The organism is Sulfitobacter sp. 1A12157 (genome assembly GCF_043557345.1).
Taxonomy (GTDB): domain Bacteria; phylum Pseudomonadota; class Alphaproteobacteria; order Rhodobacterales; family Rhodobacteraceae; genus Sulfitobacter.
Map to the genome: position 1 here is coordinate 85,953 of NZ_JBIFFV010000007.1, position 23,124 is coordinate 109,076.

General features: G+C 63.4%; 20 protein-coding genes. 6 read left to right on the forward strand and 14 right to left on the reverse strand.

Annotated elements, in window-relative coordinates:
- Positions 1-116: 116 nt before the first annotated feature.
- Entirely contained in the window at positions 117-1,922 is a 1,806-nt protein-coding gene (locus tag ACGYLC_RS12975) for a histidine kinase N-terminal 7TM domain-containing protein (RefSeq protein WP_394423259.1), read from the forward strand.
- Between the two features lie 15 nt (positions 1,923-1,937).
- Here the strand turns inward: ACGYLC_RS12975 and ACGYLC_RS12980 are convergent, their stop codons facing one another.
- Positions 1,938-2,645, reverse strand: coding sequence for an SDR family oxidoreductase (locus ACGYLC_RS12980; protein ID WP_394423260.1), 708 nt, complete (start codon positions 2,643-2,645; stop codon positions 1,938-1,940).
- A gap of 67 nt (positions 2,646-2,712) precedes the next feature.
- Entirely contained in the window at positions 2,713-3,432 is a 720-nt protein-coding gene (locus ACGYLC_RS12985; protein WP_394423261.1) for a LuxR family transcriptional regulator, read from the reverse strand.
- Positions 3,433-4,054: 622 nt separating this feature from the next.
- Between ACGYLC_RS12985 and ACGYLC_RS12990 the strand changes: the two genes are divergently transcribed.
- The 3 genes from ACGYLC_RS12990 to arsJ are packed head-to-tail and all read left to right on the forward strand — an operon-like array spanning position 4,055 to position 7,151.
- Positions 4,055-4,897 (forward strand): helix-turn-helix domain-containing protein, encoded by an 843-nt coding sequence (locus ACGYLC_RS12990; RefSeq protein ID WP_394423262.1) that lies wholly within the window; start codon positions 4,055-4,057, stop codon positions 4,895-4,897.
- Positions 4,894-5,892, forward strand: a complete 999-nt coding sequence (locus ACGYLC_RS12995; RefSeq protein WP_394423263.1) for an ArsJ-associated glyceraldehyde-3-phosphate dehydrogenase — start codon at positions 4,894-4,896, stop codon at positions 5,890-5,892. Before ACGYLC_RS12990 ends, ACGYLC_RS12995 begins: the two co-directional genes overlap by 4 nt.
- Entirely contained in the window at positions 5,889-7,151 is a 1,263-nt protein-coding gene (gene arsJ, locus ACGYLC_RS13000) for an organoarsenical effux MFS transporter ArsJ (protein ID WP_394423264.1), read from the forward strand. Before ACGYLC_RS12995 ends, arsJ begins: the two co-directional genes overlap by 4 nt.
- Positions 7,152-7,154: 3 nt before the next feature.
- Here arsJ and ACGYLC_RS13005 read toward each other — a convergent pair whose 3' ends face one another.
- From ACGYLC_RS13005 to ACGYLC_RS13060, 12 genes are all read right to left on the reverse strand, one after another.
- On the reverse strand, positions 7,155-8,660 hold the full coding sequence (locus tag ACGYLC_RS13005) for a mannitol dehydrogenase family protein (protein ID WP_394423265.1): 1,506 nt from the start codon (positions 8,658-8,660) through the stop codon (positions 7,155-7,157).
- 72 nt (positions 8,661-8,732) lie between these two features.
- Positions 8,733-9,737 (reverse strand): ABC transporter ATP-binding protein, encoded by a 1,005-nt coding sequence (locus tag ACGYLC_RS13010; RefSeq protein WP_394423266.1) that lies wholly within the window; start codon positions 9,735-9,737, stop codon positions 8,733-8,735.
- 15 nt (positions 9,738-9,752) lie between these two features.
- Positions 9,753-10,583, reverse strand: coding sequence for a carbohydrate ABC transporter permease (locus ACGYLC_RS13015; protein WP_136720471.1), 831 nt, complete (start codon positions 10,581-10,583; stop codon positions 9,753-9,755).
- 12 nt (positions 10,584-10,595) lie between these two features.
- Positions 10,596-11,462: a carbohydrate ABC transporter permease gene (locus ACGYLC_RS13020; protein WP_394423267.1), complete on the reverse strand. Its 867-nt coding sequence runs from the start codon at positions 11,460-11,462 to the stop codon at positions 10,596-10,598.
- A gap of 117 nt (positions 11,463-11,579) precedes the next feature.
- Positions 11,580-12,884 carry an ABC transporter substrate-binding protein gene (locus tag ACGYLC_RS13025; RefSeq protein WP_394423268.1) on the reverse strand — a complete coding sequence of 435 codons (1,305 nt, stop codon included), beginning with the start codon at positions 12,882-12,884 and terminating at the stop codon, positions 11,580-11,582.
- A gap of 115 nt (positions 12,885-12,999) precedes the next feature.
- On the reverse strand, positions 13,000-14,031 hold the full coding sequence (locus ACGYLC_RS13030; RefSeq protein WP_394423269.1) for a LacI family DNA-binding transcriptional regulator: 1,032 nt from the start codon (positions 14,029-14,031) through the stop codon (positions 13,000-13,002).
- A gap of 105 nt (positions 14,032-14,136) precedes the next feature.
- Complete coding sequence (gene eda / locus ACGYLC_RS13035) at positions 14,137-14,790, reverse strand: bifunctional 4-hydroxy-2-oxoglutarate aldolase/2-dehydro-3-deoxy-phosphogluconate aldolase (protein WP_394423270.1); 654 nt, start codon at positions 14,788-14,790, stop codon at positions 14,137-14,139.
- 3 nt (positions 14,791-14,793) lie between these two features.
- Positions 14,794-16,602, reverse strand: a complete 1,809-nt coding sequence (edd, locus tag ACGYLC_RS13040) for a phosphogluconate dehydratase (protein ID WP_394423271.1) — start codon at positions 16,600-16,602, stop codon at positions 14,794-14,796.
- Positions 16,599-18,062 (reverse strand): glucose-6-phosphate dehydrogenase, encoded by a 1,464-nt coding sequence (gene zwf / locus ACGYLC_RS13045; RefSeq protein WP_394423272.1) that lies wholly within the window; start codon positions 18,060-18,062, stop codon positions 16,599-16,601. Before zwf ends, edd begins: the two co-directional genes overlap by 4 nt.
- Positions 18,063-18,211: 149 nt before the next feature.
- Complete coding sequence (locus tag ACGYLC_RS13050) at positions 18,212-19,138, reverse strand: carbohydrate kinase (protein WP_394423273.1); 927 nt, start codon at positions 19,136-19,138, stop codon at positions 18,212-18,214.
- A 3-nt stretch (positions 19,139-19,141) separates the two neighbouring features.
- Complete coding sequence (locus ACGYLC_RS13055) at positions 19,142-20,326, reverse strand: ROK family protein (RefSeq protein ID WP_394423274.1); 1,185 nt, start codon at positions 20,324-20,326, stop codon at positions 19,142-19,144.
- A gap of 141 nt (positions 20,327-20,467) precedes the next feature.
- On the reverse strand, positions 20,468-21,538 hold the full coding sequence (locus tag ACGYLC_RS13060) for an alcohol dehydrogenase family protein (protein WP_394423275.1): 1,071 nt from the start codon (positions 21,536-21,538) through the stop codon (positions 20,468-20,470).
- Between the two features lie 86 nt (positions 21,539-21,624).
- Between ACGYLC_RS13060 and ACGYLC_RS13065 the strand changes: the two genes are divergently transcribed.
- Entirely contained in the window at positions 21,625-22,158 is a 534-nt protein-coding gene (locus tag ACGYLC_RS13065) for a TetR/AcrR family transcriptional regulator (protein ID WP_394423276.1), read from the forward strand.
- Positions 22,159-22,176: 18 nt separating this feature from the next.
- Positions 22,177-23,112: a DMT family transporter gene (locus ACGYLC_RS13070; protein ID WP_394423277.1), complete on the forward strand. Its 936-nt coding sequence runs from the start codon at positions 22,177-22,179 to the stop codon at positions 23,110-23,112.
- Positions 23,113-23,124: the final 12 nt, after the last annotated feature.

Consider the following 23,124-nt stretch of genomic DNA (forward strand, 5'->3'; position numbering starts at 1 on the left):
GGCCTTGCGCCCTAGGGTTGCATCTACCGGCTATCTAAAGTCACTACATCGCCAAACTTGCGCCGTATTTTGATGCTGGTCTGCGCACATTCATTTGGTTCATAGGTATTTTCGCCATGCTAACGTGTTTTCAAGGTCTGATGCTCGACCCGGTCTATTGGACCGTGCTCGCCGTCAGCACGATCGCCGCAGCTGTCGCCTTTGGAACGCTCAACTTCCAAGAGTTCCATGGCAAGATCTACTATGCGCTAACCTTCTTGGGGATGATCTGGACCCTGATGATGATCGGGGCCGAAGCGGCATCGCCCGCATACGCCTGCAAGATGCAACAGGCGCAGCTTGCGTGGCTGGGGCATGGGCTGGTGCCGGTGGCGTGGTCCTTCTTTATCTTCGAATATGTCGGCCCCTCCAGCCGGTCGCGCGGATGGGTGAGCCTTCTGGCCCTGATCGCCGTGCCGCTTGCGGCCTTCGGCCTTGCCGCGACGAACGATTGGCACCACCTGATCTACACCGTCGAAACCGCGATTCAGCCGGGCGACGATCAGATCACCTTTGAACACGGGCCGGGGTATTTCCTTGTCCTTGCCGCGCTCTATTGCTTCGTGATGGCGACTCTTATCTGGCTGGGCCGGGCGTTCTTTCGCGCGAAACGCGCCGCTTGGCCGCTGCTGACGATGCTGATGGTGATCACGCTGATCCCCTTGGGCGCGAACGCGGCCTATGCGCTGCTTGGTTTTACCGTCCTCGGCCTCGATCCGACGGCCTTTATGTTCACCTTGGGCATCTTCGCCTTTTCGTGGCTGCTGGTCACGAACAAGACAATGGACATGCCCTCGGTCGGGCAATCGACGTTGTTCGACACGATGAGCGAGCCGCTGATCCTTTTGGACGCGCGACGCCGCACGATCCGCTCGAACGCCGCGGCCAAGCGCAGCGGGCTTCTGTCCGATCCGACATTCGGAGAGGATCTGATAGCGGGGATCAAGGCGCAGGTGGCGCAGAATGGCTCGGCCCATATCACCTGTAACGAACGGCTTTATGAGCCGCGCGTCCAGCCCATCGAAAACCCCCTCGCCCCCGCAGGCCCGGCCATCGGCTGGAGCGTTACTTTTGTCGATGTCACCGACCGGATCGCCACCACCACGGCCCTAGAGCGGGCGTTGAGAGAGGCGGACGAGGCGAACCGTGCCAAGGATGAATTCATCTCGGTCGTCAGCCACGAGTTGCGCACGCCGCTGACCTCATTGAAAGGCGGCTTGGCTCTGGCTCTCAGCGGCAAGCTGGGTGAGATCAAAGGCCCGCTACGCTCCTCGCTGGACATTGCCCATCGCAACGGGGTGCGCCTGTCGCGGTTGGTCGACAATATCCTGCTGGTGCAAAAGCTTGAGGTGGAGGCGCTCTCGCTCGAATGGCTGCCGGTCGACCTGCCTGCCCTGCTGCGCGAAAGCATCGAGGAAAACCGCATGTATGCCCATGAACGTGGCGTGCGGCTGGACATCGGCAAGATCGACCAGCCCGCCGTGGTCTTGGGCGATGCCTTTGCCATCCGACAGGTGGTCGACAACCTGATCTCGAACGCGGTGAAATTCTCGAATGTGGGGGACACGGTGGAGGGCACGCTGAGCATCAACAACGGGCGTGTGCGGGTCTCGATCTGCGATCATGGGCGCGGCATTCCCGAGGGGATGGAGGAAAAGGTCTTTGGCCGTTTCGGGCAGCTTGACGACGACGGGCAGAAATCGACCCAAGGCTCCGGCCTTGGCCTGCATATCTCCCGCCAACTGGCGCGGCAGATGGCGGGGGATTTGTTTTACGAGAGCGAAGTCGGCGTCGGCTCGACCTTTCATGTCGAGTTCGGCATCGGGGCCGGGCCAGAGGCCGGCCCGCAAGCCAAGCCAAGCGCGCTGCAAAGCACCGGCTGAACGCCGCGCCCGCGCTTACAGTTCGATACGGATATCGTGAATCCAAAGCTTCGGCGGACGCGATAGGACAAAGACCACCACATCGGCCAGATCATCCGGCTCGGTGAAGATATGGTTCGGCACATCCTCTCCGGCCTTGGCGAACATGCCGGTGTTGGTGCCAGACTGATACAGCCCGCCCACCCGCACGCCGGTGTTTTCCTCATCCGCCTTCAGCACCTCGGTAAAGCCGCGCACGCCGTATTTCGTGGCCGTATAGACCGACTGCCCCGCCTGCGCCACGACACCGGATTTGGAGACGATATTGAGGATGATCGCCTCGTCATTGTCGCGCAGCGCGGGCAGCGTGGCCTGTGTCACCTGCATGAGGCCAGTCAAATTGGTCTGCACCGTGGCCTGCAACATCTCGGGCGCAATCGTGTCGAGCGGGCCTGCCTTGTGCCAAATCCCTGCGTTGTTGATCAGGATGTCCAAGCCGCCAAAACGCTCCACCACCTGCGCGGCGGTCTGGTCGATCGCCGAAGGGTCTTGCAGATCGCAGGTCAGCCCCACCGCCTCTGCTGCGCCAGCGGCTTGGCAGGCTTCGGCCACGGCCAAGAGGCGCGTCTCATCCCGGCCCAGAATGGCCAGCCGCGCGCCTGTCTCCGCCAGCTTCAGACAGATGTGCCGCCCGATCCCGTCGCTGCCGCCGGTGACCAAAATACGTTTGTCGCGCAGTTCCATATCGCTCTCCTTTGTTGCGGGCGGCTTACCGTGCGGCAAAGCCGCCGCCAAGCCCTGCCCCGCCCGGTCAGATCGTGATGATCTGCGCCCGGATCGCCTTGGCCACCGCATGGGTCTTGTTGGTCACGTCCAGCTTGGCGCAGGCGTTGTAAAGATGGTGGTTCACCGTGCTGGCCGCCACCGTCATGATCTGCGCCGTCTCCCATGCCGTCTTGCCCACAGCGGCCCATTTCAGCACTTCCTTTTCACGGTTGCTTAGCCGTGGCCCCGGCGCGGCGGGGGCGATATCCGCCACCATATCGCTTTGGATCAGACAGCCCAGATAGATCGCATCGGCGATGATCCCGCGCTTGTATTTGCGCCATTCGTGTATCCGCAGGTCAGAGTTCAGCGTCAGCACCGCCTTGCCATGCACATGATCCCGAATGGGGATCGACACACCGTTCTGTCGCACGCCGAATTCCATCGCCTCGCCAAAGAAATTGCGGGTGGTCCGGTCGACCTTGGGCAGCTCGCTCCAATCCACCGGCAGGGTGCCTTCGAGGGATTTGTCGACCACCGGGTCGATCAGATGGTAGCTTTCCTCTTGGTAGCGCGTCAGCCAAGCGGGATCATAGGTCGAGTGAATGACCGGATCGCTGCCGCTGGCGCCAGTCTTGTGAAACCCCAGATAGGACAGGTTGTTCAGCCCCATATCCTGCGCCAAGATCTGCAACATCTCGGCGGGTTTGATGTCGGGGCGTTGCTCTTTCAATAGGAGGTAGCGGTCGGAAAGCGGTGTCACCATAGGGCGGCGTTCGAAAGCTCATGTGATTAAAAACTGAGCATTCAGTTAGGCCACCTCAACCAGTGAGGGAATATGTCCGCCCTCGAATGATTTCTCGCAATAGGGGAAACCGGGCAAAGCGTTGCAATTTTGCCCCGGTGACCAAGGGTCAAGCAAACGGGCCGCCCGACGAAGGGTCGGCACGTCCGCCTGCCCGCGAGATGGCGCAGAGCATAAAGCGGCCACCGCCCAAAAACCAATGCGCCCCTTACAAAAACACGATCGTCCAACACAGCGGACAGGGGCGCGGCTTCCGAAAGCGGGGACCGGAACAGAGCCAAATGGCAGGCCCTGTCAAAAGGTCGCGTCAGCCTAAGCGCGCATCTTATGTCTGACTGCCATTCAACACAGCCGCAAACTCGGATAGCAAGATTCGCGCCGGCGATCTTCAAGCATTTGTTATAGTTTGATTAAATTTCCGGCGCATCTTGACTGCGCGTGCCTGGGCGCATCTGTAAAGCTGGTAATATTTATAGGTGTGGGTGAACCGCGGCGATCAGGGCCCAGTCCGGGCACAAGCGAGAGAGCCCTGTTACAAAAACTTCACTGGCGCAAAACCGACTAATTCTGTAATTCATGAATTATGGAACAAGTGATCCCCAACCGCCTTGCCACCCTCGGCCATCCACAGCGCCTTGCGCTGTTTCGGCTGCTCACGCGCCGCTACCCTGACAGGGTGCCCGCGACCGAACTGGCGCAGGCGCTCGGCCTCAGGCCCAACACGCTTTCGACCTATATCGGCGCGCTGATGCAGGTGGGGTTGGTGAGCCAAAAACGGCAGGGCACCTCTCTGCGCTATGCGATCGACATCGAGGCCGCGCGGGACACCATCGGCTACCTGCTGAACGACTGCTGCCGTGGCCGGCCCGAGATTTGCCTCCCCCTCATCTCTTCAGATGGACACGCACCCATGACCGAGGACAAGTTCAATGTCCTGTTCATCTGCACCGGCAATTCCGCCCGGTCGATCTTTGCCGAAAGCATCCTGCGCGACCTCGCAGGGGACCGGTTCAACGCCTATTCCGCAGGCACCCGCCCGCAATCTGAGTTGAACCCTTTCGCCGTCGAAGTGCTCAAGCAAAAGGGCCATGATGTGGCCCACCTCAGGTCAAAACATATCTCTGAGTTTCAGGCCGCGGATGCGCCTGCCTTCGACTTCGTCTTTACCGTCTGCAATCAAGCCGCCAATGAGGAATGCCCCACCTGGCCGGGCCAGCCGATCACGGCGCATTGGGGGCTGCCCGATCCGGTCAAGGTCGAAGGCTCCGACGCGGAAAAAAGCCTCGCCTTCCAACAGGCCTATGGCACCCTGCGCAACCGGATGCTGGGTTTTACCAGCCTGCCGATTGCCTCGCTCGACCGTATCTCGCTGCAAAAGGCGCTGGATGACGCGGGCCAAACCAACCAGAGAGGAACCCCCGCATGACCACCTACGCGATCAACGGCCTTGGCCGTATCGGCAAGCTCGCCCTGAAACCGCTGCTGGAACAGGGGGCCGAGATTGCATGGATCAACGACGCGGTGGGCGACCCGGAAATGCATGCCCATCTGCTGGAATTCGACACGGTGCATGGACGCTGGCAGGCCGATTTCGCCCATGACGCGGACAGCGTGACGATCAACGGCACCCGCCTGTCCTTCATCGGCACACACGACCTCGGCGCGCTGCCGCTCGACGGGGTGGATGTGGTGATCGACTGCACCGGCGTCTTCAAGACCGAGGCAAAACTCGCCCCCTATTTCGAAGCGGGGGTGAAAAAAGTGGTTGTCTCGGCCCCGGTAAAAGACGGGGATGCGGCCAATATCGTCTATGGCGTCAATGACGATGTCTATGACCCTGCCCGCCACCGGATCGTCACGGCGGCAAGCTGCACGACCAATTGCCTCGCCCCGGTGGTGAAGGTCATCCATGAGGCGCTGCGGATCAAACATGGCTCCATCACTACGATCCACGATGTGACCAACACGCAGACCATCGTCGACCGCCCCGCCAAAGACCTGCGCCGCGCCCGTTCGGCCCTGAACTCCCTGATCCCGACCACCACGGGCAGCGCCACGGCGATCACCCTGATTTATCCCGAACTCAAAGGCCGCTTGAACGGCCATGCGGTGCGGGTGCCGCTGCTGAACGCCTCGCTGACGGACTGCGTCTTCGAGGTGGAGCGGGAGACGACCGTGGCAGAGGTAAACGCCCTGTTCAAAGCTGCCGCCGAAGGGGAATTGAAAAATATCCTCGGCTATGAGGAGCGCCCGCTGGTTTCGACCGATTACACCAATGACACGCGGTCCAGCATCGTCGATGCGCCCTCCACCATGGTGGTGAACGGGACGCAGGTGAAAATCTATGCGTGGTACGACAATGAGATGGGCTATGCCCACCGTCTGGTCGATGTGGCGCTGATGGTCGGGGCAAACCTGTGAGCCCGAGCGCGACCCGCCCCGAGGGGCTCTCGGCCTATATCGCGGTCACGGCGGCCTATTGGGCCTTCATGCTGACCGATGGCGCGTTGCGCATGTTGGTGTTGCTGCATTTCCACCGGCTGGGCTTTTCGCCGGTGCAACTGGCCTATCTCTTTGTGCTGTATGAGATCGCGGGCGTTGTCACCAACCTCTGCGCGGGCTGGATCGCGGCGCGCTTCGGGCTGGCCTCGACGCTTTATGCGGGGCTGGGGTTGCAGATCGTGGCGCTGCTGGCGCTGGCGCAGCTTGACCCCACATGGGCGGTTGGCGCCTCGGTCGTCTTTGTCATGCTGGTGCAGGGGGCCAGCGGCGTGGCCAAGGATTTGGCCAAAATGTCATCGAAATCCGCCGTCAAACTGCTCGCCCCGGCTGAGGATGGCGGGCTGTTTCGCTGGGTGGCGCTGCTGACCGGGTCCAAGAACATGGTCAAAGGCTTGGGCTTTCTGCTCGGCGCGGCTTTGCTGGCGACGCTTGGTTTTGTCTGGGCGGTGCTCGGGATGGCCGCGATCCTTGCGCTGATCCTGATTGCCGTGCTGACCGCCATGCCGCCCGGCCTGCCCAAGGGCCGCAAGGGGGCGAAGTTCTCGGAAGTCTTCTCAAAATCCGCCAATGTGAACTGGCTCAGCGCGGCGCGGGTGTTTCTCTTCGGCGCGCGGGACGTGTGGTTCGTGGTGGGCATCCCGATCTATTTCTACGCGGTCCTCTCGGACGGGACGGAGGAAAGCAACCGCGCCGCCTTTTTCATGATCGGCGCCTTCATGGCGGTCTGGGTGATCCTCTACGGCATGGTGCAGATCTACGCCCCGCGCCTGCTCCGCGCGAAATACCGCCCGGCAGAAGACCTGATCTTAGCCGCGAAGGGATGGGCATGGTCGCTTGCCGCCGTGCCCGCGGCGCTCATGCTGGCGGCGCTGGTCAGCAACGGGCCGCAGGGTTGGCTCACCGTGACGCTTGTGATCGGCCTCTTGGCCTTTGGCGCGGTCTTTGCGGTGAACTCATCTCTGCATTCCTACCTCATCCTTTCTTTCACCAAGGCCGAGCGGGTGACGATGGATGTGGGGTTTTACTACATGGCCAATGCCGCCGGGCGGCTCTTAGGCACGCTCATGTCGGGGCTGAGCTATCAGATCGGCGGCCTGCCCCTGATGCTGGGGGCGGCGGCGGTCATGGTGGCCCTGTCGGCGCTGCTGGTCGGGTTTTTGAAACCCGACCAAAGTTAATCCTCAGCTGGCCTTGCTGGCGCGGCCGTTGCTCTCATCGGCCTGCGTATAAGCACTCATCGCCGCGACCGCCCCCTCGTCCCAAATGAGCGAGAGCCAAGCGACAAAGGCATCGCGAAACGCCTCGGCCTGCGCCAGATCACCGTAGAGACGCTCTTGCTCAAGCCACGCTTCGGGTCGCGTCCGCGCGGCCTGCGCCGCCTCTTTCAAAGTCTCCCAGATCGGATCATTCGCCACGATCTCGCTGCCATCCTCCCGCGTGCCCGCACACATCCGGGCCCAAAGCGCTTCGACCAAGGCCAGACCGCTGACCGAACGCCCCGCCGCCAGTTGATCCCGCAGGATCGGCAGGACAAAGCCGGTGTGCCGCGCCGAGCCGTCAAAGGCGACGCGGCGGGTGGTGTCGACGATGCGCGGGTTTGAGAAGCGCTGTTCGATCAGATCGAGATAGGCCAGCGGCGTCATGCCCGGCACCGGGGCGACCGTCTGGGTGATCTCTTCGGCCTGCACGCGGTGGAACATCGCACGGATCGCCGGATGCGCCATGGTGGCAGAGATCGTCTCGATCCCCAGCACCTCACCGACATTGGCCAAGACCTGATGGCCCGCGTTGAGGATGCGGATCTTCATTTTCTCATAGGCGTGCACCTCGTCCGAGAAGGTCGCCCCCACCTGATCCCAATCCGGGCGGCCTGCGCAGAAGTCGTCTTCGATCACCCATTGGCGGAAGGCCTCATGGGTGACGGGGGCGGCGTCGTTCACACCGAACTCCCGCGCCTGCGCAATCTCGGCGGGGCCGGTGGCTGGGGCGATGCAATCGACCATGGAGTTGGGGAAACTGGCGTTTGCCTCGATCCAATCGGCCAGCGCCGGGTCGGACAGCCGCGCCAGCGACACGACCGCTTGGCGCAGGATTTCGCCATTGCCTTGCAGATTGTCACAGCTCAGTCCGGTGAACGGGCCTTGCCCCGCATCGCGGCGCAGCCGCAGGGCCGCGACGATGGCCCCAAAGGCGGTGCGCGGGGTGTCGGGATGAGCCGCGTCATGGATGATATCGGCATGGGCCGCGTCGAACCCCTTGCTTACGGGGTCGATGTAATAGCCGCTTTCGGTGACGGTCAGCCCGACGATGCGAATGGCCGGATCGGCCATGGCGCGGATCAGGGCGCCGTTGCCCTCTTCGATCGGCAGGTAGTCGATCATGGAGCCCACCACCTCGGCTGAGGTCTGCGCGGGGTCGAGTTCGATCAACGTCGTCAGACAGTCCTGCGCCAGGAGCTTTTCGCGCATGGCCGCATCATAGGGCCGCACGCCGGCGCCAAGGATCGCCCAATCATGCGCTTGGCCGTTCTGCATCAAACGGTGCAGATACCACGCCTGATGCGCGCGGTGGAAATTGCCCACGCCGATATGCACGATGCCGGGGGTCAGGGCGCAGCGGTCATAGCTGGGGTGGGCGATGTCGAGATCACCCAGCGTCGCGTTCGAAAGGTCTACCAGTTTATCCATGATCCACATCCTCAGAGGGCCGCGCACCGGGGAGAGGGTGCGGGGGTCGGCCTGTCATTCCTGCCGCTTGCATTACTCGACCCGAAGGCCCTGCGCGTCGAACCGGTGCAGCTTGTCCGCCTGCGGGGTCAGGAAAATCCGGTCCCCATGTCGGACCGACAATTCGCCATCCACGCGCACGGTCATCGGGTCGCAGCCCGCCACGCCATGGACGTGCAAGAAGGTGTCGGAGCCCAGATGCTCGGCCACGCCGATGGTGCCCTCCCACGCGCCTTCGGTGGTGGAAACGTCGAAATGTTCAGGCCGGATGCCGATGGTTGGTGCGCCGCGCGCTTCGGCCTCGACGCCCTTGATCAGGTTCATCTTGGGCGAGCCGATGAAACCCGCGACGAATTCGTTGCGCGGCTTGTAGTAAAGCTCAAGCGGGGAGCCGACCTGTTCAATATGCCCCGCCCGCAGCACGACGATCTTGTCGGCCATGGTCATCGCTTCGACCTGATCGTGGGTGACGTAGATCATCGTCGTGGCCAGCCGCTTGTGCAACTCGCTGATCTCAAGACGCATACCAACCCGCAGCGCGGCGTCGAGGTTCGACAGCGGCTCGTCAAAAAGGAAAGCCGAAGGTTCGCGCACGATGGCACGGCCAATGGCAACCCGCTGGCGCTGGCCGCCCGAGAGTTGGCCCGGACGGCGGTCAAGATAGTCGGTGAGGTTCAGCGCCTTGGCAGCAGCTTCGATCCGGCGTTGCTGTTCATCCGCCGGAACGCCCGCCATCTTCATCGGAAAGGCGATGTTCTTGCGCACCGACATATGCGGATAAAGCGCGTAGGACTGGAACACCATCGCCAAGCCCCGTTTCGCGGGCGGCACGTTAGTCGCATCGGTGCCGTCGATCTCGATAAGGCCCGAGGTGATGTCCTCCAGCCCCGCGATCAGCCGCAGCAGGGTCGACTTACCGCAGCCTGAGGGGCCGACAAAGACCGTGAACTCGCCGTCTTCGATGGTCAGATCAAGGGGTGGAATGACTTCCACATCGCCGAAGCTTTTGGAAACCTGATTGAGTTTGATTTGTCCCATGTGACTGTCCCTTGCTTACTTGACCGCGCCGAAAGTCAGGCCGCTGACGAGTTGTTTCTGGCTGAACCAGCCGAGGATGAGGATTGGCGCGATGGCCATGGTGGAGGCCGCGCTGAGCTTGGCGTAGAAAAGCCCTTCGGGGCTGGAATAGCTCGCGATAAAGGCGGTGAGCGGTGCCGCTTTGGCCGCGGTGAGGTTGAGCGTCCAGAAAGCTTCATTCCATGCGAGGATGAAGTTCAGCAACAGGGTTGAGGCAATGCCCGGCACCGCCATCGGCGTGAGGACGTAAAGCACCTCTTCGCGCAGGCTAGCCCCATCCATCCGGGCCGCCTCCAAGATCTCCCCGGGGATTTCACGGAAGTAGGTATAGAGCATCCAGACGATGATCGGCAGGTTGATGAGCATCAAGATGATGACCAGAGCGATCTTGCTGTCGAGCACGCCGAACTGGATGCAGAGCAGATAGATCGGGTAGAGCACGCCCACCGCGGGAAGCATCTTGGTCGAGAGCATCCAGAGCAGGATATCCTTGGTCCGCTTGCCGGGCACGAAGGCCATCGACCATGCGGCGGGCACAGCGATCATGATGCCAAGGATGGTCGAGCCGCCCGCGATCACGATGGAGTTCCACAGGAAGCGCCCGTAGTTCGACCGCTCCAGAACCGCCTCGTAATTCGCCAGCGTCCAATCGAAGCCAAGGAAGATCGGCGGATCGGCGATGGCCTGCGCTTCGGTCTTGAAGCTGGTGAGGATGGTCCAAAGGATGGGGAAGAAGATCAGGAAACCGATGCCCCAAGCGAGGGCCGTGTTGACGATCTTGCGTTGTCTGGTGACTGCGCGTGCCATGATGTCTCCTCCTCAGGCGTCCAGGTTCTTGCCGACGATGCGCATCAGGAAGATGGCGACGAAATTGGCGAGAATGATTGCATAGACACCGCCCGCCGATCCGAGGCCGATGTTCTGGCTTTCCAGCACGCGCTGGAAGATGAGATAGGTCAGTGTTTTGGTCCCAAACGCCCCGCCCGTGGTCACGAAGATCTCCGCGAAGATCGACAGCAGGAAGATCGTCTGGATCAGGATCACCACGGTGATCGCGCGGCCCAGATGCGGCAGGGTGATATAGGCGAAACGCTTGGTCACCGGCGCGCCGTCCATCTCGGCGGCGTCCAGCTGCTCGCGGTCAAGCGACTGGATCGCGGTGAGCAGGATCAGCGTCGCGAAGGGCAGCCATTGCCAGGATACGATGATGATGATCGACGAGAGCGAGGCTTGGCTCATCCATTGCACCGGGGTGGCGCCAAAAAACTCCCACAGATGCGCGAACAGGCCATAGTTCGGGTCCATGAACATGTTCTTCCACACCAGCGCCGACACGGTGGGCATGACGAAGAAGGGCGCGATGACAAGGATGCGGACAAAGCCCTGCCCCCACATCGGCTGGTTCAGCAGAAGGGCAAGCAGGATGCCGAGGCAGACCGTGATCGCCAGCACACCCCCGACGATGATCAGCGTGGTCATCACCGAGGGCCAGAAGGAACTGGAGGTGACGAAGCGCACATAGTTGTCGAAGCCGACCCAACCCAGATCACCGCCGCGCATCGGCAGGTATTTCTTGAACGAGAAGTAGAGCGTCATGGTCAGCGGGATGAGCATCCATCCAAGCAGCAAGACCACCGCCGGGGCCATCATCAAGCGTGCCGCTGATCGGGAATGTTGGGTAGCCATCGGGCACATCTCCTCTGCCGGCGGCGGATGCCGCGCTCAGGTGAAGGGTATCATATCGGGTGGTGGGGCGGAAAAGGGCGGCGCAGGCCGCCGCCCTTTAGGCGGTGAAGCGGCGGCTTAACGGTAGCCTGCGGCTTCCATTGCGTCGTTGGTCAGGTCTTGGGCCTTCTCAAGCGCCTCTTTGACGGTCTGCTGACCGGCATAGGCGGCAGAGAACTCTTGGCTCACCTCCGTCGCGATGCCTGCAAACTCGGGGATCGCGGCGAATTGCACACCGACATAAGGTGTCGGATCGACGGTGGAGTTCTCAGGATCAGCCGAGAGGATCGAGTCGAGCGTCATCTGTGCGAAGGGCACTTTTTGGTACTCGGGGTTCTCGTAAAGCGACTTGCGCGCACCGGGAGGGACGTTCGCCCAGCCTTCGTTCTCGGCGACCATCTCGATATAGTCTTTCGAGGTGGCCCATTCGATGAACTCTTTCGCGGCATCTTCTTTCTGAGTGCCTGCCGGGATCGCCAGCGCCCATGCCCAGAGCCAGTTGGAGCGTTTGCCAAGGCCGGTGTCCGGTGCCAGCGCAAAGCCAACCTTGTCCGCCACGGTGGAATCCTCGGGGTTGGTCACGAAGGAGGCCGCCACGGTGGCGTCGATCCACATGCCGCATTTGCCCTGTTGGAACAGCGAGAGGTTCTCGTTGAAGCCGTTGGAGGCATAGCCCGCCGGGCCGCTTTCATCCATCAGGTCTTTGAAGAAATTGATCGTGTTGGCCCATGCCTCGGTGTCGAACTGGGCGTTCCAGTCTTCATCGAACCAGCGCGCGCCAAAGGAGTTGGACATCGCCGTGATCAGCGCACCGCCCTCGCCCCAACCGGCCTTGCCGCGCAGGCAGATGCCGTTGATGTCGTTCTCACGATCGGTCATCGCGGCGGCGGCTTCGCGGATGAATTCCCATGTTGGGTCTTTCGGCATTTCCATGCCGGCTTTTTCCATCAGATCGGTGCGGTACATGATCATGGAGCTTTCGCCATAGAAGGGTGCCGCATAAAGCGTGCCTTCGTGGCTCAGGCCGCCGGCCATGGCGGGCAGGATATCGTCTGCGTCATAGTCTTCGCTCAGGTCGTCCAGCGGCACCAGCCAGCCGTTCGCACCCCAGATCGGCGTCTCGTACATGCCGATGGTCATGATGTCGAAAGAGCCACCCTTGGTCGAAATGTCGGTGGTGACGCGCTGGCGCAGCACGTTCTCTTCCAAGGTGACCCAGTCCACTTCGTGGCCGGTCTCTTCGGTGAATTTGTCGGTGTAGCCTTGCATGCGGATCATGTCGCCGTTGTTCACGGTGGCGATGGTGATCGTCTCGGCAACCGCGCCGCCCGCCATGATCAGGCCCAAGGCCGTCGCGGCGTAAAGTGATCTGTCGCAGAACATCGATAGTTCCTCCCTCTATAGATGATGAACCGAGACTAACGACCTACGCAACGCGCAGTCAAATTAAAATTTACGCGCGATAACTATTTTCTGGGCAACTTGCGAACTCAATGACTTAGGCAGAGGCGCGCATCACCAGCTTGCCGTCAAACAGCGTTTCTTCGCGCTCGGTCAGCCGGGTTTCGCTTTCGATGATGCGAAACAGGGTACTGGCGGCACGATTCGCGATGGCCCCGTAATCCTGCGCGATGGTGGTCAGCGGCGGGCAGGTATAGCGCGAGAACGGGTGGTCGTCCTGCCCCGCGATCCGCATGGCGCAATCCTTGCCATGCCCCACGCGCAGCCCCATCTCATAGGCCGCCGAAAGCATCCCGATGGCCAAACGGTCATTCGAGCAAAGCACCGTATCCGTCTCGAGCGCCCCCGCCGAGATCAGCTTGCCGCCCTCGGTCGCGCCGATCTCTTCAAAATTCCAGCCCTCCCCCGGCACCTGATGGATATGCGGCGCAAAGCCGTGCCGCTCCATCGCTTCCAGATAGGCTTGGCGGCGCTTGTTGGCGTTGGGGTTGCTGGGGGTCTTCATCTCGAAAAAACAGGGCGGCTCGCCGCTGCGGCAGAGATATTCGACGATCAAATCAACGCTTTGGAAGTTGTCGGTGCCGACAAAGGCCTCGCAAACCCCTTCGACATTGGCGTCAAAGGTCACCACCGGCACGTCCTTGCAAAAGCGCGCGATCTCGTCGCGGTCCGAGGCTTTGCCGAAGGGCGCCAGCAGTACGCCCGCCGGTTTCAGCGCCCGAAGCGAGTCGAGATTGGCGCGCTCCTGCGCCGGGTTGCCGTGCGAGCTGAGCAAGATCGGGCTATAACCCTCGGCCAGACAGGCCAGTTCCACCTCGCGGCCAATCTCGGAAAAGAACGGGTCGGCGAGGTTGGGCACGACCACGCCGATGTTACGGGTTTTGCGGCGGTTTTGGTTCACCGCATAGACGTTCGGGCGATAATCGTACTGGCTCAGCGCCGCTTCGATCCGCTCCCGGGTCGAGCGCCGCACGCTGTCGGCATCGTTAAAGTATTTCGACAGGGTGGGCCGCGAAATGCCGCTCACGGCGGCAAACTCCTCCATATTGCGGATCTTCTGCTGGCTCATCTTAACCCTCCCTTGACGAAACGCAGCGCGCGTAAACTAAAGTCAATATAGAGATAAGTTCCTCCAGCCAGCAAGGGTCGGGGGGAGTCAGGCCTTCTTTCGGGGTTAACCGGCCTTGCCCAATTGCGCTGCGGCGCGGGCCAGCGCTTCGATCCCGGCCCAGTCCCCGGCGTCGATCAGCTTCTTCGGCGCGACCCAGCTGCCGCCCGCGCAAAGCACATTTGGCAGGCTCAGGTAGCTTTCCGCATTGTCGGGGCTGACACCGCCCGTCGGGCAGAAGGTGATCTGCGGCAGGGGCGCGCCGATGGCCTTGAGCGCGGACGCTCCGCCCGAGGCTTCGGCGGGGAAGAACTTCAACATGTCATAGCCGCGCGCGAGCAACTGCATCGCCTCGCTCGCCGTGGCGGCGCCGGGCAGCAAGGGCAACTCTTCCTCCTCGCAGGCCGCGAGCAACGCATCGGTAGCACCGGGCGAGACGCCAAAGGTCGCCCCCGCCCGTTTCGCCGCGCGCACGTCATCGGGGGTGATGAGCGTGCCCGCCCCCACATGGCCGCCCGCGACCTCGGCCATGGCGGCAATCGCGTCGAGAGCGGCAGGGGTGCGCAGGGTCACCTCCAAAGCGGGCAGTCCGCCCGCGACCAGTGCCTCGGCCAAGGGGCGCGCCGTTGCGGCGTCTTCGACCACCAGAACCGGCACGATCGGGGCCAGGGCGCAGATGTCGCGGGTGCGACGGCTGGCGTCTTTTGCGTTCAATGTCATGGATCAACCTCCAAAAATGGTCGCGCCGCTGGTGGCGGCCCCGACGGTATTGCGGAACATGGCGAAAAGCTCGCGCCCCGTGCCAGCGTGATAGGCCGACAGATCGGTGGTGGCGTTGGGGCGGTCCTCAAAGCCCCCGGCCAGAACATCCAGCCTGCCCGCCACCGAATCGACGCGCAGCAGATCGCCATCCTGCACCCGCGCGATGGGGCCACCATCGACCGCCTCTGGGCTGACGTGGATCGCCGCAGGCACTTTGCCCGACGCGCCCGACATGCGCCCATCGGTGACCAGCGCCACCTTTTGCCCGCGCCCCTGAAGGATCGACAGAAGCGGCGTCAGGCTGTGCAACTCGGGCATGCCGTTGGCCTTGGGCCCTTGGAAGCGGACGACGACGACCAGATCGCCAGTCAACTCGCCCGCTTTAAACGCTGCCTTCACCTCGTTTTGATCCGCGAAAACCCGCGCCGGGGCTTCGACAACGTGATGTTCGGGTGCCACGGCAGAGACTTTCATACAAGCGGTCCCGAGCGACCCCGCCATGCGGCGCAGCCCGCCCGTGAGCTGGAAAGGATCGCTGGCGGGGCGGAGGATTTTCTCGTTCAGGCTCTCGCCCGCGCCCTTCTCCCAGATCAGCCCTTCGGCCTTCAGCTTTCGCTCGGCGGTGTAATGCTCCAACCCCTGTCCGGCGACGGTCTGGGTATTGGGATGCAGATGGCCGGAGTTGAGCAATTCGCCCATCATATAGCCCAACCCCCCGGCGGCGTGGAAATGGTTCACATCCGCCAGACCGTTTGGATAGACCCGCGCCAGTAGCGGCGTGACATCGGAGATGTCTGAGAAATCCTCCCAATCCAGAATGATCCCCCCGGCCCGTGCCATGGCGATGAGGTGGATCAGCAGGTTGGTCGATCCGCCCGTGGCGTTGAGGCCGACGATCCCGTTCACAAAAGCCTTTTCATCCAGAACCGAGGCGACGGGCGTGTAATCATTGCCCAAAGCGCTCAGCGCCAGCGCGCGTTTCGCGCCTTCTTGGGTCAGCGCATCGCGCAGCAGCCCGTTTGGCGGCACAAAGCTCGCCCCCGGCAGGTGCAGCCCCATGAACTCCATCAACATCTGGTTGGTGTTGGCAGTGCCGTAAAAGGTGCAGGTGCCCGGCCCGTGATAGGCGGCCATCTCGGCGGCCATCAGCGCGTCGCGCCCGACTTCGCCCGCGGCGAACTGCTGGCGCACCTTGGCTTTCTCGTCATTCGACAGCCCGCTTTCCATCGGCCCGGCAGGCAGGAAGACGGCGGGCAAGTGGCCGAAAGCCTGCGCCGCAATCACCAGCCCGGGCACGATCTTGTCGCAGACCCCAAGGAAAACCGCCGCGTCAAAGGTGTTGTGGCTGAGCGCCACCGAGGCCGCCAAGGCGATCACATCACGCGAGAAAAGCGACAGTTCCATCCCCGCTTCGCCTTGCGTCACCCCGTCGCACATGGCGGGCACCCCGCCTGCCACCTGCGCGGTGCCGCCCGCCGCCCGCACGGCGTCGCGGATCAGATCAGGGTAGCGCTCAAACGGCTGATGCGCCGAGAGCATGTCGTTATAGGTCGTCACGATCCCGAGGTTGCCTGCGCTAGTGGTTGCCAGCCGGTCCTTGTCCTTACCAGAGGCGGCATAGGCATGGGCCTGTCCGCTACAGGACAGATGCGCGCGGGCCGGACCCTTGGCGCGGGCGGCTTCCATCCGGTCGAGGTAGGGACGCCGGGTCGCCTCGCTGCGGGCGATGATACGGTCGGTGACGCGGTCAATCGTGGAATGCAGGGTCATGTCTCGTCCTTTCGTGTGATCTCGCGCCAGCGGCGACCGTCGCGGTGCATCAGCATCAGCGCCTCTTCGGGGCCGGAGCTGCCGGGGTCATAGGGGTACGGGGGTTGCCGGGTCTCTTCCCAGCCATGAATGATCGGATCGGCCCAAGCCCAAGCGGCTTCGACCTCGTCCCCGCGCATGAAAAGCGTCTGATCGCCGCGGATCACATCCATGATCAACCGTTCATAGGCGTCTTGCGGGGCGCCCTGCTCGCCCAAGGCATCGGCAAAGGTCATATCCAGCGCCACTTCGGCGAGCCGCATGCCGCCGGGGCCGGGGTCTTTGATGGTGTTGCGCAGGGTGATGCCCTCGTCCGGTTGCAACCGGATGATCAGGGCGTTGCCCTTGTGGCCTTCCGTCGCGGGGAAGATCATATGCGGCGGGTCGCGGAAGATCACCGCGATCTCGGAACTGCGCCCTCGCAGTTTCTTGCCCGTGCGCAGGTAGAACGGCGTGCCCGCCCACCGCCAATTGGCGATCTTCACCTTCATCGCGACAAAGCTTTCGGTGCGGCTGTCGGGGTCGCCCGCATGGTCGCGGTAGCTGCCCGCGCCATTGGCGGCGCGGTACTGGCCGCGGGCGATATCCTTCTGCGCCACCGGCTCCAGCGCCTCGATCACCTTCACCTTCTCGTCGCGCACGGCGTTAGGGTCAAACCGCGAGGGCGGCTCCATCGCCGTCAGACACAAAAGCTGCATCAGGTGGTTCTGCACCATGTCGCGCATGGCGCCCGATTTATCGTAGTATTCGCCCCGCCCTTCGACACCGAGGCTTTCGGACACGGTGATCTGCACATGGTCGATATGGGTGGAATTCCACAGCGGCTCCCACAGCGCATTGGCAAAACGCAGCGCCATGAGGTTCTGCACCGTCTCTTTGCCAAGGTAATGGTCGATCCGGTAAATCTGGCTTTCGTCGAAATTGGCCCGCAGATCGGCGTTCAGCGCCTGCGCGGTTTCCAAATCATGGCCAAAGGGCTTTTCGACGACGATGCGGCTCTCGGCTGTGGCGATGCCGTGGTCATGCAGCTTGCCACCAATCGTGCCGAAGAGCGACGGTGAAACCGAGAGGTAGAAGGCCCGCACCACATCATCGCGCATCAGGTCTTTGAGGTCTGCCCAGCCCGCATCGCCCGAGGCATCCACGCGCACGTATTGCACCATGCCAAGGAACCGCTCCAAGGCGGCGCGCTCTTGCACGAGCTTGGGGGCGAACTCCAACAGGCTGTCGCGGATCATCTTGCGGAAGGCCTCGGCATCAAGCTCGGAACGCGCCGCACCGACGATCCGCGCGGCCTCAGGCATCTGGCCGACGGTGAAACGGTGGAACAGTCCGGGCAGAATCTTGCGCCGGGCAAGATCGCCGGTCGCGCCGAAAATGACGAGGTCGAAAGGATCAACGGGGATGACGCGCGATACCATGGGGTCAGCCCTTCTACCTGCGTGGGCGCGCGACGGCACCCTGTTTTCGACTGTTCAACGCCATCGCCACCCCTTTCGCGCGCCCTTCCGGGCGGCCACTGATAGCGCTAACATATTTGAGCGAAAAAGATAGGCGGTTCTTCAACATTTCATATTTCCTCTACCCAAGGTGGGTTCGCCCCGGCCCGCGAAACGGTCACGGCGGCAACCCGCGCGCCATAGGCCAGCGCGTCGGACAGCACCTCGGGCGGAAGGGTGGCGAGCGCCGATTTATGCATCTGCCCCAGCTCGGACATCTTGGCCAGAACGCCTGCGTTGAACGTGTCGCCTGCGCCGACCGTATCGACGATCTCGGCCTTCACGGCGGGCACTTGCACCTCTTCGCCATTCGCCAGATAGCCCGTCGCCCCCTCGCCCCCGCGGGTCAGGATGACAACCGACGGGCCCTTCTTTAGCAACTCGGCCACCTTGTCGCGCAGCGACAGCGGCGCGGGGTTGATCCAGTTCAGATCCTCATCCGACACTTTCACGATATCCGACAGCGCCAGCATCCGGTCGAGCCTGTGGCGATAACCTTCGATATCCTTGATGAAACCGGGGCGGATGTTGGGGTCGATCATCACCGCGCGGCCCTCGGCGTTGCGCGCCAACAGCGCGGCATAGGCATCCGCCCCCGGCTCGCAGGCCAGACTGATCCCGCCAAAATAAAGCGCCGAAACCGCGCTCGACAAGGCGGGCATATCCTCGGGCGTGATCATCCGCCCGGCGGAGTTTTCGTCATAGAAATCATAGGTTGCGTGGCCGCCCACCAGCCGCACGAAGGCCAGCGTCGTCGGACGGTCGGACAGAGCGACATGGGACACATCCACATGGCTTGCCTTCAACCCGTCGACCAACAGCCGCCCGAACATGTCCGACGACAGGCCCGAGAGCATCCCCACCTGCGCCCCGAGCCGGCCCAAAGCGATGGCCGTGTTGAACACCGCCCCGCCCGCATGGGGCACAAAGCCATCCGGGCCTGCATTGGTCGGCGTGGGGATCATGTCGATCAGGGCCTCTCCGCAGCAAAGGATCATCTGTCAGCCTTTCAAAAATGCGTCGCGGTCGACGAGGAAACGGTCCGAGAGCGGCAGACTCGCCGCGCCGAGCGCGCGGGCGTCGCTGCCGACTGTGCCTTCGCGCAATTCGGGAAGGGTGACGCCCGGCAGGGGCCGGGCGGCGAGGTGGCGGCGGGTGCGGGCGACCAATGCGGCGCGAACCTCTGCGGGCACCGACCCGTCGATCATGACCGTGTCGAAATCAATCAAACATGTCGCGGCCCGGACCGCCTGCGCCAAGGCCTCAGCCGTACTGTCGAGCCATGGGTGCAAAATGTCATCACCAAAGCCCCAAGCCGCCGGATCGCTCCACGGGGCGCGGCGGGTCTCTCCGGCCTTGTGCAAGGCGGCCTCCAAAGTCGCTAGGGAAGCCACGTCAACCAATTGCCGCGCCGGATCCCCGGCCAATGGCATGGAGCCGAGCGCCCCGGCATTGCCACTTTTGCCGGTGTAGAGCTTGCGGTCCAGCACCAACCCGCCGCCAACGAAATAGCCGATGTAGAAATAGAGGAAATCGCGCGGTTTGTCCTGCGCGCCAAAGACCAGTTCCGCCCCGCAGGCGGCAGAGGTGTCATTGCAGATATAGATCGGCAGATCGACCAGTTCCGCCAAAGCCGCTTCGATATCAAAGGTCTGCCACGCGCTCAGATCGCCGCCCGCGACGTCCCATTCCCAGATACCAAACGGCAAGGCGACGCCCAGTCCGGCCACCCGCGCCTGCTGGTCCGGGGAGAGAGAAGCGAGCGCCTCCTGCAAAGCGCGCGCGGCAAAGGACATGACCGCATCGGGCGTGGGATGGGCGTAGGTCTCGCTGCTGTGGCGGATCACCTGCCCTTCGAAATCGGTCAGGATCAATTCGACACTGCGCCGCCCGACCTTCAGACCCAGAAAAAACGCGCCCTCGGCGTTCAGGCTGATCGGCACCGATGGCTGCCCGACCCTCCCCCGCACCCGCGCGCCTTTCTTCAGCAGACCCTCCGCTTCGAGGGCGCGCATGATGACGGATACGGTCTGCGCCGAGAGGCCGGTGAGCCGGGCAACCTCGGCCTTGGAGGTCGGCCCGCTGCGGCGGATGAGCGACAGGACCAGCCGCTCGTTATAGGCCCGCATCCCGCTTTGGTTCGACCCGCGCGCGGCGCGGTCGGCGACTGTCTGTTGTTGCTGCAAACTGGCCTCCCCTCCGGTTCATGCGGCGTCTCAAGGGACAAATCCCAAATGGGAGGGGGTGAGTCAACGACTAAATCAATCTAATTTACTTATCGACAAGAAAGTGCCGCCTGCCTTTGGGCAAACGGCCCGCCTTCGTGTTCAACCGGCCACCGTGATGCCGATCTTTCCCATGTGGGATTTCTCAAGAAAGGCTTCCTGCGCCTGTTTCAGATCGCGCAGCGCATAGCTTTCCGCGACGACAGGTCGGATTTCTCCGCGTTCGATATAGCCCACAAGGTCGGTAAAAACGCTCGGCTCTTGCCGCGTGCTGCCCATCAAAGTCTGATCCTTGAGATAGAGCGTGCGCAGGTCCAACTCCACGATCGGCCCGGCAATCGCGCCCGAGGTCACGTAGCGCCCGCGCGTCACCAGCGCGTCGAGCAGTTTGGGCCAACCCGCCCCGCCCACGAGGTCGAGCACCACGTCATAGCTGTCCTCCGGCAGGGTCGCATCCCGGTCGCGCGCCTCATCGGCGCCAAGCGCCTTCAGCGCCCCCATTTTGCCGGGGCTGGTCACCGCCGTCACATGGGCGCCGCGCCGTTTCGCCAGTTGCACCGCCGCCGAGCCGACCCCGCCCGAGGCGCCGGTGATCAACACGCGCTCGGCCCCCAAAGTGGCACGCTGGATCATTCCCTCGGCGGTCGAAAAGGCGCAGGGAAAGGACGCAAGCTCAACGTCCGTGAGGGGGCTGTCGACCCGCAGCGCATTGCTGGCCTCGGCGGTGGCATATTCCGCGAAACCGCCGTCCCGCTCTGATCCGAAGGTGACCAGATCGTCCGGCCCCGCGCCCGCCGGGCTGTACATGGGCCGGATCAAAACCCGCTCGCCGATGCGGTGCTGATCGACACCCGCGCCCACGGCCACCACCTCTCCGCAGCAATCGGCCCCTTGGATGCGCGGAAAGCTCAAAGCGCCGGACCAGCCGCCATCGGCGTCTGCCGCGCCGCCGTAGCCCTCACCCGCCGCCGAGCCGGTGTCGCCGCGCACCGCTTTGGAGTACCAGCCCGTGCGCGTGTTCACATCCGTGTTGTTCACCGCCGCCGCGCCGACGCGGACCAGCACCTCCCCCGGGGCGGGCGTTGGCAGCGCGACATCCTCGCGCCATTCCAGCTTGTCCAAGCCGCCATGGCCGGTCAGCAGCATGGCTTTCATGGTCTTGGGTAGGGTCATCGCACGGGCTCCTTCAGGGGTAGATGGTCGCGGTAGAATGATTGCTCTACTTGCGTAGGTAGAGCGACCCCTCTACAGGGTCAAGCATGACAGAGACCAAAAGCAAGATCGCCGCCGGGCTGGAACGTGCCTTTGCCACGCGCGGCTTTGCCGAGCCCAGCGTCGAAGACCTGCGCGATGCGGCCGGGGTGAGCCTGCGCACGCTCTACAAATACACCCCCTCCCGCGCCGAAATGGTGCTGGCCGCGCTGGAGAACCGGCAGCAACGCTATCTGGCGCTGGTCTTCGGCGATCTGCCCGAGCCCCCAACCGAGGCGCTGGAGACGATTTTGGCCCGCGTCGGGCAGTGGATGGAGACGGAAACCTCTCACGGCTGCCTGTTCCACGCCGCCGTCGCCGCCGACCCCGGCAGCGAGCAACTGCACGCCCTGCTCTCGCGCCATAAGGCCGAGGTCGCGGTCAAGGCCGCCGCAGCCGCCGATCTGCCGGCTGCGGAAACCGAGTTGCTGTTGATCCTCGAAGGGCTCACTCAGACTTGGCCGCTGCGCGGGGCGCAGGCCGTGACTGCCGCGCAGCATTTGGCCAAAACGCTGCTGCGCGATGCGCGCCCGCACCAATGACATGCTAGGGACGTTTCCATGATGCAAAACCACCGCTGGGGCGTGATCGCCATCCTCTTCGCCGCCGTGGTCTGGGGCACGACCGGCACCGCTGCCACCTTCGCCCCCGAGGTCAGCGCCGCCGCCATCGGTGCCGCTGCCATGGGGCTGGGCGGGGTCGCGCAGGCCCTCTGGGCCGGGCGGGGCATCCTGCACCAACGCAGTCGGCTCTGGCAACAGCGCCGCCTGCTGGTCATCGGCGCGCTGGCGGTGGCGGTCTATCCGCTGGCCTTTTACGGCGCGATGCGGCTGGCGGGGGTGACGGTGGGCACGGTCATCACCATCGGCTCTGCCCCGCTGCTTTCGGCGCTGATCGAATACCTGCTGGATGGCCGCCGCCTGACCCTGCGCTGGTCCTTCGGCGCGGCGGTGGGCCTGATCGGCATGGGGCTGATCTGCTTGGCCGAGGGCGAGGCGCACGGCGGCGCGGCAAGCGCGCCTTCCGTCCCTCTGGGCGTTTTGCTGGGTCTGATCGGCGGCTTCACCTACGCGCTTTATTCATGGAGCGCGCGCCGGATGATGCTGCAAGGCACCCGCTCTGCCGTGGCCATGGGGGCGACCTTTGGGCTGGGCGGGCTCTTGCTGATGCCGGTGCTGGCGGTCTCGGGCGGGGCGTTTCTGGCCTCTTGGACCAACGCCGCGGTGGGGCTCTACATGGCCGCTGTGCCGATGTTTCTGGGCTATATCGCCTTTGGCTACGGCCTTGCCCGGGTTGAAGCGAGCACGGCGACCGTAATCACCCTGTTCGAGCCGGTCGTCGCGGCGGTGCTGGCCGTGGTCATTGTGGGCGAACGCCTGCCCCCGCTGGGCTGGGTCGGCGTGGCGCTGGTGATCGGCTGCTTGGCCATCATCACCCTACCCGCCCCGCGACGGCAGCGGCGGAACACCCCTGCCCCGCCCTCACGCGCCACCTAGAGGGCCGCTGCC